General features: G+C 64.3%; 4 protein-coding genes and 1 pseudogene. 2 read left to right on the top strand and 3 right to left on the bottom strand.

The features are described from left to right. The 3 genes and pseudogenes from EN914_RS39455 to EN914_RS30065 form a co-directional block, all read right to left on the bottom strand. Positions 1-157, bottom strand: a pseudogene (locus EN914_RS39455) (VWA domain-containing protein); the annotation flags it as partial. 3 nt (positions 158-160) lie between these two features. Beyond that, a complete protein-coding gene (locus tag EN914_RS30070; RefSeq protein ID WP_013532114.1) occupies positions 161-1,090 on the bottom strand; it encodes a MoxR family ATPase in 930 nt (309 codons plus the stop codon). Continuing rightward, a complete protein-coding gene (locus tag EN914_RS30065; protein ID WP_013532115.1) occupies positions 1,087-1,614 on the bottom strand; it encodes a flavin reductase in 528 nt (175 codons plus the stop codon). The genes EN914_RS30070 and EN914_RS30065 overlap by 4 nt, the downstream gene beginning before the upstream one ends. 179 nt (positions 1,615-1,793) lie before the next feature. Between EN914_RS30065 and EN914_RS30060 the strand changes: the two genes are divergently transcribed. Together EN914_RS30060 and EN914_RS30055 are read left to right on the top strand one after the other, a co-directional pair. Next, a complete protein-coding gene (locus tag EN914_RS30060) occupies positions 1,794-2,867 on the top strand; it encodes a branched-chain amino acid ABC transporter substrate-binding protein (RefSeq protein ID WP_013532116.1) in 1,074 nt (357 codons plus the stop codon). Further along, on the top strand, positions 2,867-3,021 hold a 155-nt coding region (locus tag EN914_RS30055), incomplete at its 3' end, for a P1 family peptidase (RefSeq protein WP_206527274.1). The genes EN914_RS30060 and EN914_RS30055, both read left to right, overlap by 1 nt.

Raw genomic sequence — 3,021 nt, 5'->3', positions numbered from 1 at the left:
GCGAACCGATGCCCGCGGCGAGCACCGCCTCGATGGCGTCCTTGACCGAGGCCGGCCCGACCCGCATGCCCGCCTTGCGCAAGGTGCGGGCAAAATAGACGATGTTGTCGGCGATCCGCCCGTGCGGCATGGCCTCTTTTGGCTCGGGGCGCGGCATCGCCTACTCCGCCGCCGAAAGCTCGGCCTTCACCTCGTTGAGGATGCGCCGGCCTTCGCCCTGCTCGATGCGGGCAATGTCGTCCTGGTATTTCAACAGCACGCCGATCGTATCGGAGACGGTTTCCGGATCGAGCGCCACCTTGTCGAGCTCGGTCAGCGCGCCGGCCCAGTCGATGGTTTCGGCGACACCCGGCACCTTGAACAGCTCGATCTGGCGCAGCTTCTGGATGAAGGAGACCACTTCGGCCGAAAGGCGCTGGTTGGCCTGCGGCACCTTGCGGCGCACGATCTCCAACTCGCGCTCGGCATTGGGATAGTCGACCCAGTGATAGAGGCAGCGCCGCTTCAGCGCGTCGTGGATCTCACGGGTGCGGTTGGTGGTGATGATGACGATCGGCGGCTCTTCCGCCTTGATGGTGCCGAGCTCGGGCACCGTCACCTGGAAGTCGGACAGGATTTCGAGCAGGAAGGCCTCGAACGCCTCGTCGGTGCGGTCGAGCTCATCGATCAGGAAAACCGGGGCAGCCCCCGCCTTGCCGGTCAGCGCATCGAGCACCGGGCGGCGGATCAGGTATTTTTCGGAGAAGACGTTGCGCTCCATGGCGGAGCGCTCGACCTTGCCGGCCGCCTCCTCCATGCGGATCTCGATCATCTGCGCGGCGTAGTTCCACTCGTAGACGGCGGACGAGACGTCAAGGCCTTCATAGCATTGCAGGCGGATCAGCCGGCGGCCGAGCGCCTGTGCCAACACCTTGGCGATCTCGGTCTTGCCGACGCCGGCCTCGCCCTCAAGGAAAAGCGGCCGCTTCATACGCAACGACAGGAACAGTACGGTCGCCAGCGACCGGTCCGCCACATAGTCCGCACCGGTCAGGAGATCGAGCGTCTCGTCGATCGTCCGTGGCGCGGCGCGCGGTTTCAGCTCGGTCATTCTTTCTCCGTGAACGCCGCCGCTCCGCTTTCCAGTACGTGGTAGCCGCGGGCGTGATAGATCAGCGGCCGCAAATTATCGCCCATCCGCAGGCCTGTCACCTTGCCAAAAAGCACACGATGGGTGGCCAGGTCCTTGGTATCGATCAATTCGCAGTCGAACACGGCGAGCGCACCCTTCAGCGTCGGCGCGCCGGTGGAGATCACGTCCCATTCGCCGAGCGCGAAGCGCTCCTCAACCGGCAAGCCGGTGATTCCGGAAAAGCCGACTGACAGCGGCTCCTGGTGGGAAGCCAGGGTGTTCAAGGCAAACCTGCCGTTTTTCACGAACGGTTCGTTCTTGGGATTTTCGCGATTGAGACAGACCAGGATGGTCGGCGGGGTGTCCGAAACCGAGCAGGCCGCGATCACCGTCGCGCCGCGCTTGCCGGCCGGCCCGTCGGTGGTGACCACATGGACGTGGCCGGCAAAGTGGCTCATCGCGTCGCGATAGGCCTGCGGCCCAATGTCGTTCTTCTTCAGCACCGTATTTTTTCCATTGTCAGGATCCTATCGACATATATGGCCAGACATAGCCCGCCACAAGCGAAGTGCCTGAGCCATATCCCGAAATTCGCGTGTTGCACCAAGGCCGGGCAGCCTTTAGGTCTTGGCGGCAACAGTGCCGGGAGCATAGGACCGGCCCGGAGGATCCCATCGCTCGAATGCGACCCAGGACAAGAACAATAGCGGCGCTGTTCTGGCTGTTCCTGGCCAGTGGTGCGGATGCCCGGACGCTGCTGGTCGGCGTCTCGGCGCCCCTGTCGGGACCATCGGCCATTCTCGGCAAGCAGATCGAGGCCGGTACCGGTATGGCCGCCGAAGCGGACGGCATCGAACTCAAGACCGTGGATGATGCCTGCACCGCCGATGGCGGCGCTGCCGCGGCCAGGGAATTCGCAGCCGTCAAGGTCAATATCGTGGTCGGCTTTCTCTGCACCGAGGCGATCGAGGCGGCGATGCCGATCCTGAAGGACGCCAACATTCCGGTCATCACCATTGGCGTGCGAACCGAAAGCCTGACCGACCGCCGCGCCAAGACCGGCTGGCCGGTCTATCGCCTCGGACCACGCGGCGACGATGAGCGCAATGCGGTCGCGTCAGCCCTCACCCGCCTGTGGCAAAACGAATTGTTCGCCATTATCGACGACGGGACCATCTACGGCCGTGAAATCGCCGAGACGTTGCGGGCAGCGGCCGAACAGGCAGCGCTGAAACCTGTGTTCGTCGACACGTTCCGGCCCCAGCTCGACAATCAGATCGGCATGATCGGTCGGCTGAAGAAGGCCGGCGCGACGCATGTCTTTGCCGGCGGCGATGGCGACGACATCGCCATCATGGGCCGCGATGCCGCACAGCTTCAGGCGGGCATCGTCTTTGCCGGCGGCGAGAATCTGCGCACGCCGCCCGGCGACGTGCCCTATTCCTTGGGCACACTGATGATCGCACCGCCGGAATGGGCCGATGTCGCCGATCCAAAAGTGCTGGCGGCCTTTGCCGCGCAGAAAGTCGTGCCCGACGGCTATACGCTGCCGGCCTTTGCGGCGGTCGAAATCGCCAAGGCAGCGTCGGGCTTGTCCGAAAGCTCGGGCAAACCACTGACCGAAGCTCTGACCGGACAGGATTTCACCACGGCGATCGGGCCGATCCGGTTTGATGCGAAAGGCGATCTCAGCCGGAGCCCCTACCGCGTCTTCCGCTTCGATGGCACGCGCTTTGCGCCCTTGGAAAGCAACTGATGTTTCGCACCGGCCCACGCAACCTGATCACCGACGTTGCCGGCCTGCGCGTCGGCAATGCGTCCGACGCCAGGCTGAAATCCGGGGTAACGACCGTGCTTTGCGATGCGTCCACAGTGGCCGGCGTTCAGATCCTGGGCGGTGCGCCGGGCAC

It is taken from the genome of Mesorhizobium sp. M7A.F.Ca.CA.001.08.2.1 (assembly GCF_003998455.1).
Classification (GTDB): domain Bacteria; phylum Pseudomonadota; class Alphaproteobacteria; order Rhizobiales; family Rhizobiaceae; genus Mesorhizobium; species Mesorhizobium ciceri.
This window is presented reverse-complemented; position numbering and strand designations above follow the sequence as displayed.

Bases quoted from the DNA above. Each gene is read 5' to 3' on its own strand.
- EN914_RS30070 (WP_013532114.1), bottom strand. From the start codon at position 1,090: ATGACCGAGCTGAAACCGCGCGCCGCGCCACGGACGATCGACGAGACG.
- EN914_RS30060 (WP_013532116.1), top strand. From the start codon at position 1,794: ATGCGACCCAGGACAAGAACAATAGCGGCGCTGTTCTGGCTGTTCCTG.